We start from the raw sequence: 6099 nt of genomic DNA, 5'->3' as shown, positions 1-6099 counted from the left end.
TGGCTGTCGCTAAAGCCCTTGATTGTTTCGTATCTCATCTTGTCATTATATCAAAACTTTCGCAAGAGGTCTAATGTCATTCCAATAGTCTTTCAGTTGTCTATCTAACCAAGCATACCCTCTCTGATAATCTGGAATGCGTAATAATCTTTCTGTAAATATCTTTGAAATAGAGAATAACTCTGTTTTCATTTTATACTCCTTAAACTCTCTAAACAATGTTTATTCGAACGTTAGAATCTATTTCAACAACGCCTTTAAAAACCGCCCTGTATGCGATGCTTCAACCTTGACAATGTCTTCAGGCGTGCCTTCGGCAATGATTTGCCCACCACCCGAACCGCCTTCAGGCCCAAGATCAATCACCCAATCTGCGGTCTTGATTACATCAAGATTATGCTCAATCACCACGATAGTATTGCCCTTATCACGCAAGGTATGCAAAATATCCAACAATTTGGCAATATCATGGAAATGCAAACCTGTGGTCGGCTCATCCAACACATACAAAGTCTTGCCTGTATCACGCTTAGCAAGCTCTTTGGCAAGTTTTACCCGCTGAGCTTCACCACCTGATAGAGTGGTAGCAGATTGTCCTAGCTTGGTATAACCCAAGCCCACTTCTTTTAAAGTTTCCAAACGACGTGCAATCACAGGAATGGCGTTAAAAAATTCAAAAGCATCTTCCACGGTCATGTCCAACACTTCAGAAATATTTTTGCCTTTATAATGCACTTCTAGCGTTTCACGGTTATAACGCTTGCCATGACAGGCATCACACGGCACATACATATCAGGCAAAAAGTGCATCGCCACTTTGATCATGCCATCGCCTTCACAGGCTTCACAGCGTCCACCACGCACGTTAAAAGAAAAACGCCCTGCACTATAACCCCTTGCACGGGCTTCGGTGGTTTGTGCAAACAGCTCACGCAATGGCGTAAATAAACCTGTATAAGTCGCAGGATTAGAACGTGGTGTACGCCCAATCGGACTTTGGTCAATCGCCACCACTTTATCCAAATATTGTAAACCATCAATAGATTGGAATTTTTCCGCATTCAGCGTGGTTGCCCCATTGAGTTGAGTCAAAGCCAATGGCAATAAAGTACGGTTAATCAAGGTCGATTTGCCTGAACCTGATACGCCTGTAACACAAGTCATGATGCCAGTCGGTAAATTCAAAGTCACGTCTTTTAGATTATGTCCCGTCGCACCCGTCAGCACCACTTTTTCATCAGGACGTGGTGGTTTGGTTCGCTCACTCGGTACCGCGATTTTTAATTTGCCTGATAAATATTGTCCTGTCAGTGAATTTTTATTTTCGGCTAGCTGTTTGGCAGTTCCTTCGGCAATGATTTCACCGCCATGCACCCCTGCAAAAGGACCAATATCGATGATATGGTCGGCAGCACGAATGGCATCTTCATCATGCTCAACCACCAGTACGGTATTGCCCAAATCACGCAAACGAATCAAGGTCTGTAACAGGCGGTCATTATCACGTTGATGCAAGCCAATCGACGGTTCATCCAACACATACATCACACCCATCAAACCTGCACCGATTTGACTGGCAAGGCGAATACGCTGAGCTTCACCGCCCGATAAGGTTTCAGCAGAACGTGATAGGCTAAGATAATTGAGACCAACACTGACCAAGAAATGCAAACGCTCACGGATTTCTTTAAAAATCTTATCGGCAATTTCGCCTTTGGCACCGTCTAAATTCAGATTTTGATAATATTGCTCGGCATCACCAATCGACATTTTGGTAATTTCGGCAATATTTTTATCTAAGATTTTTACATTACGGGCAATATCATTCAAACGTGAGCCGTCACAAGCACTACAAGCGGCATTAGATAAATATTGTGCCAAATCATCACGCACATGACTGCTTTCGGTTTCACGATAGCGACGTTCCAAATGCGGTAATACGCCTTCAAAAGGAATGACTCGATTGTGTTTGCGTCCACGTTCATCAGTATAAGACAGGTCGATTTTTTCTTTGCCCGAACCATTCAGGATAATATTTTGCTGTTTTTTGGACAATTCTTGCCAAGGTAAATCCATTGGAATATCAAAATGTTGAGCTACTTTTTGAATCAAAGTAAAATAATACGGACGCTGTCTATCCCAACCACGAATTACGCCTTGGCTTAATGACAATTCATGATTTTGTAATAATTTTTCGGCACTAAAATGACTACGTGTACCCAAGCCATCACAGACAGGACACGCCCCATAAGGATTGTTAAACGAAAATAAACGTGGTTCAAGCTCGGCAACTGCTCGGTCACATTCAGGACAGCTGTGTTTGGCAGAAAACACGCGTTCAGGTGTTTCGCCGTCCATAAGTGCCAAAATCGCCAAATCATTGCCAAGACGCAAAGCAGTTTCTAAAGATTCAGCAATACGATTACCCAAATCATCACGCACTTTAAAACGGTCAATCACCACATCAATGCTATGCTTTTTATTTTTATTCAAAATTGGCGGATTATCTAGTTCGATAATTTCACCATCAATTCGAGCACGCACAAAGCCTTGCCCTTGTAATTTTTCCAATAGGGTAGAGTATTCGCCCTTACGCTCACGCACTACAGGCGACAAAATCATCACTGCCGTGCCTTCTTCTAATTCTTTAACAATATCAACCATTTCAGTGACAGTTTGAGCCACCATTGGCAGGTCGTGTTCAGGGCAATATGGCGTACCGACACGGGCATACAGCAAACGCAAATAATCGTAAATTTCGGTAATCGTGCCAACGGTTGAACGTGGATTATGACTGGTAGATTTTTGCTCGATGGCAATCGCAGGGCTTAAGCCTTCGATACTATCGACTTCGGGTTTTTCCATTTGTGATAAAAACTGACGAGCATAAGCCGATAAGCTTTCGACATAACGACGTTGCCCTTCGGCATAGAGCGTATCGAATGCCAAAGAGGACTTGCCCGAGCCTGATAATCCTGTAATCACCACAAATTTATCACGTGGAATATCTAGGCTAATATTTTTTAAATTATGGGTTTTGGCACCACGAATACGGATATGACTTTGGCTCATGCAACACTCAAATGTATGCGGAAATAGAACCTTTTAGTCTAGCATAATTCACCAAAAAATGCCGATGGCTTACACAGTGTATACAGCATTTGCAAACATGAAATCAGTCTAAAAAATCTTATTCAAAATCAATAAATCCCGCATTTTGCTCCGCACGATGAATACGCTCGGCAGGGAAAATCACTTTAAAGGTTGAGCCGACATTTTCCACTGATTCAATTTCCAAACGAGCATTGTGCTGTGCCAAAACGTGCTTGACAATCGCCAAGCCCAAGCCTGTACCGCCTGTGGCACGGCTACGCCCTGTATCGACCCGATAAAAACGCTCGGTCAAGCGGGGTAAATGCTGTGGGCTGATGCCAATACCGCTATCTTGTACCGAAAAGACCACTTCATCGCCTTGATTTTGCCAAGAAATATAAATATCACCATGTCGTGGCGTATATTTGATGGCATTGGTAATTAAGTTATTAAAGGCACTAGCAAGATCGACTTCCGAACCGAGTAAATCATCATGGCTACCGACACGTAGATGTAAGCTATGTCCATATTCCGCATTATAGCCTTGTGCATCATCAAACACTTGATGCATTAATTCTGCCATATCGACAAATTTGCGTGGGGCTTGCGGTGCTTCATTTTCCAAACGAGATAAAAACAATAAATCATTGACCAAAGCATTCATACGGCGAGTTTGCTGTTGCATTTGATCAAAAGCACGCTTCCAACGTGGCGACATATCATCCGAATCAGATAAGGTTTCTAAATAGCCACTCAACACGGTCAAAGGCGTGCGTAATTCATGTGAAACATTATCGACAAAGTCTTTGCGAATTTGTTCTAATTGGCGAATACCTGCCACATCATAAGCCAATAATAATTGTTGATTATCGACAAAGGCATTGATTCTTAGACGAATTAAGGCAGAGCGACGTAATTCATCAGCAATCAAAATACCATCAGGTTGTTGTTGGAAATTTTTCAGATAATCAGTAAAACTCACCGATGCAATCACTTTGGTGATATTTTGCTGTAAATGTGTGGTGTTTAATTCAAACAGATCTTCAGCTTGTTGATTCCACCACAAAATATTCTGCTTTGCGTCTAACAAAATCACCGCACTGGCAAGATTCATGACTGACGAAGATGGATTGTTTAAGGTAAATTCTGGCATATGATTTTTCCTTTTCTACTGCAATTAAAATAAACGTTATTCAATTTTGGTAGAAAAACGATAGCCTGTACCACGTACGGTTTGCACATATTCTTCTACGCCATACGGAGAAAGCAATTTGCGTAAACGGCGAATATGCACATCAATGGTACGGTCTTCGATATAGACATTACCGCCCCACACTTGGTCAAGAATTTGAGCACGGCTATAAGCACGCTCAGGATGGGTCATAAAAAATGCCAACAGACGATATTCAGTCGGTCCAAGCTCAATCAATTGTCCATCGAAACTGACACGCTGACCAACTGGATCTAAAGTTAAACCATTGATATCAATATTTTTATCATTTTTGAGATGGCTAGAACGGCGTAACACGGCTTTGATACGAGATACCAACTCTCGGGTAGAAAAAGGCTTGGTCATATAATCATCCGCACCTGCATCTAAGCCTAAGACTTTATTGTCTTCTTCAGCACGAGCGGTGAGCATAATTACAGGGATTTCAGCAAAATTTTCATCATGTTTTAAACGGCGACATAGGTCAATGCCACTCATCTCAAAAGGCAACATCCAATCTAATAAAATCAATGCAGGACGTTGGTCATTGATCATTTGTAATGCTTGGTGAGCATCATTGGCTTGTTGGCACTCAAAACCCGCCATATCCAAAGCAGTATGGATCATCTCACGAATTGCCAGTTCATCATCGACAATTAAAATATGTTGCTCAGCCATGATATTCTCAATGTAATATGATTAAATATATTGCTAAATTTTAGCAGTGAAAGCATATTTTAGGGAAAGAAATTTTGATATTTTTATATCCTGATTTAAATCTCCAATGACTAATCTTAGATAAGCTACAAGATTAAACTTTAATCTTAGGCTGTTGTTATGCAATTTGTGTTATAGTCAGTACATGATATTTGAATGATATATTGAATAGGAAAATGATACATGAACAAGTTTCATCAAGCGGTGGCAGCAATCACAGGTGCAGGCTCAGGTATTGGGCAAGCTTTGGCAATCGAGTTGGCAAAACGTGGCTGTCACTTGGCACTCAGCGATGTGAATGCAGAAAATTTGCAGCATACTGCAGATTTATTAAAAAGTTATTCAATTAAAGTCACCACGCAAACGGTTGATGTCAGTCAATTAGAACAAGTACAAGATTGGGCAGCTCAAACTCAACAACAACATGGCAAAATCAATTATATTTTTAATAATGCTGGTGTGACGCTAGGGGCGAGCTTGGAAGGTTTATCTTATGATAAATTTGAATGGGTCATGAATATTAATTTTTGGGGCGTGGTGTACGGCAGTAAAGAATTTTTACCTTATTTAAAACAAAGTGATTTTGGGCATATCGTCAATATTTCTAGTCTCTTTGGCTTAATCGCCCAGCCATCACAAGGGGCGTACAATGCCAGTAAATTTGCCGTACGTGGCTTTACCGAAGCGTTGCGTCAAGAATTAAAAATTCAAAAATCCAATGTCAGCGTCACCAGTGTGCATCCAGGAGGCATCAAAACCAATATTGCCAAATCGGCAGCGATGGACGACAGCTTGTCAAGTTTGGGAATCAACCCACAAGGTGCAAAACAATCTTTCGACAGCAAATTGACCATGTCACCAAAAGATGCAGCTTTAGCAATTCTGGACGCAGTTGAGCATGATCAGGCACGTGTATTGGTTGGGAATGATGCCAAGATTTTGGACATTGTGCAGCGTATCGCCCCAAGTCATTACCAAAATGTGTTAAGTAAGGGCTTAAAGTTGGCACAAAAAATCAAAGCGTTGAAAAAGAAAAATAAAGCTTAACAAGTTACTAAAAAATAAAAGCCCAATTCAAT

Annotated in this window: 5 protein-coding genes; 1 reads left to right on the top strand and 4 read right to left on the bottom strand. The window is 41.2% G+C overall.

The genetic code is table 11. From position 1 onward, the window contains the following. Positions 1-45: 45 nt before the first annotated feature. From ACEYX7_RS06080 to phoB, 4 genes are all read right to left on the bottom strand, one after another. Positions 46-192, bottom strand: coding sequence for a GmrSD restriction endonuclease domain-containing protein (locus ACEYX7_RS06080; protein WP_374803245.1), 147 nt, complete (start codon positions 190-192; stop codon positions 46-48). 48 nt (positions 193-240) lie between these two features. Further along, positions 241-3072 (bottom strand): excinuclease ABC subunit UvrA, encoded by a 2832-nt coding sequence (gene uvrA / locus ACEYX7_RS06075; protein ID WP_374803247.1) that lies wholly within the window; start codon positions 3070-3072, stop codon positions 241-243. Positions 3073-3190: 118 nt separating this feature from the next. After that, a complete protein-coding gene (phoR, locus tag ACEYX7_RS06070; RefSeq protein ID WP_374803249.1) occupies positions 3191-4246 on the bottom strand; it encodes a phosphate regulon sensor histidine kinase PhoR in 1056 nt (351 codons plus the stop codon). A gap of 36 nt (positions 4247-4282) precedes the next feature. Next, entirely contained in the window at positions 4283-4981 is a 699-nt protein-coding gene (phoB, locus tag ACEYX7_RS06065) for a phosphate regulon transcriptional regulator PhoB (protein ID WP_374803251.1), read from the bottom strand. Positions 4982-5203: 222 nt separating this feature from the next. Between phoB and ACEYX7_RS06060 the strand changes: the two genes are divergently transcribed. Beyond that, positions 5204-6067 (top strand): SDR family NAD(P)-dependent oxidoreductase, encoded by an 864-nt coding sequence (locus ACEYX7_RS06060; protein ID WP_374803253.1) that lies wholly within the window; start codon positions 5204-5206, stop codon positions 6065-6067. The last annotated feature ends 32 nt before the right edge of the window (positions 6068-6099 follow it).

Source organism: Hubeiibacter jixunmingi, assembly GCF_041928215.1.
GTDB lineage: Bacteria > Pseudomonadota > Gammaproteobacteria > Pseudomonadales > Moraxellaceae > Acinetobacter.
This window is presented reverse-complemented; position numbering and strand designations above follow the sequence as displayed.

Coding starts and splice junctions, on each gene's coding strand:
- ACEYX7_RS06080 (WP_374803245.1), bottom strand. CDS start 192: ATGAAAACAGAGTTATTCTCTATTTCAAAGATATTTACAGAAAGATTA.
- uvrA (WP_374803247.1), bottom strand. CDS start 3,072: ATGAGCCAAAGTCATATCCGTATTCGTGGTGCCAAAACCCATAATTTA.
- phoR (WP_374803249.1), bottom strand. CDS start 4,246: ATGCCAGAATTTACCTTAAACAATCCATCTTCGTCAGTCATGAATCTT.
- phoB (WP_374803251.1), bottom strand. CDS start 4,981: ATGGCTGAGCAACATATTTTAATTGTCGATGATGAACTGGCAATTCGT.
- ACEYX7_RS06060 (WP_374803253.1), top strand. CDS start 5,204: ATGAACAAGTTTCATCAAGCGGTGGCAGCAATCACAGGTGCAGGCTCA.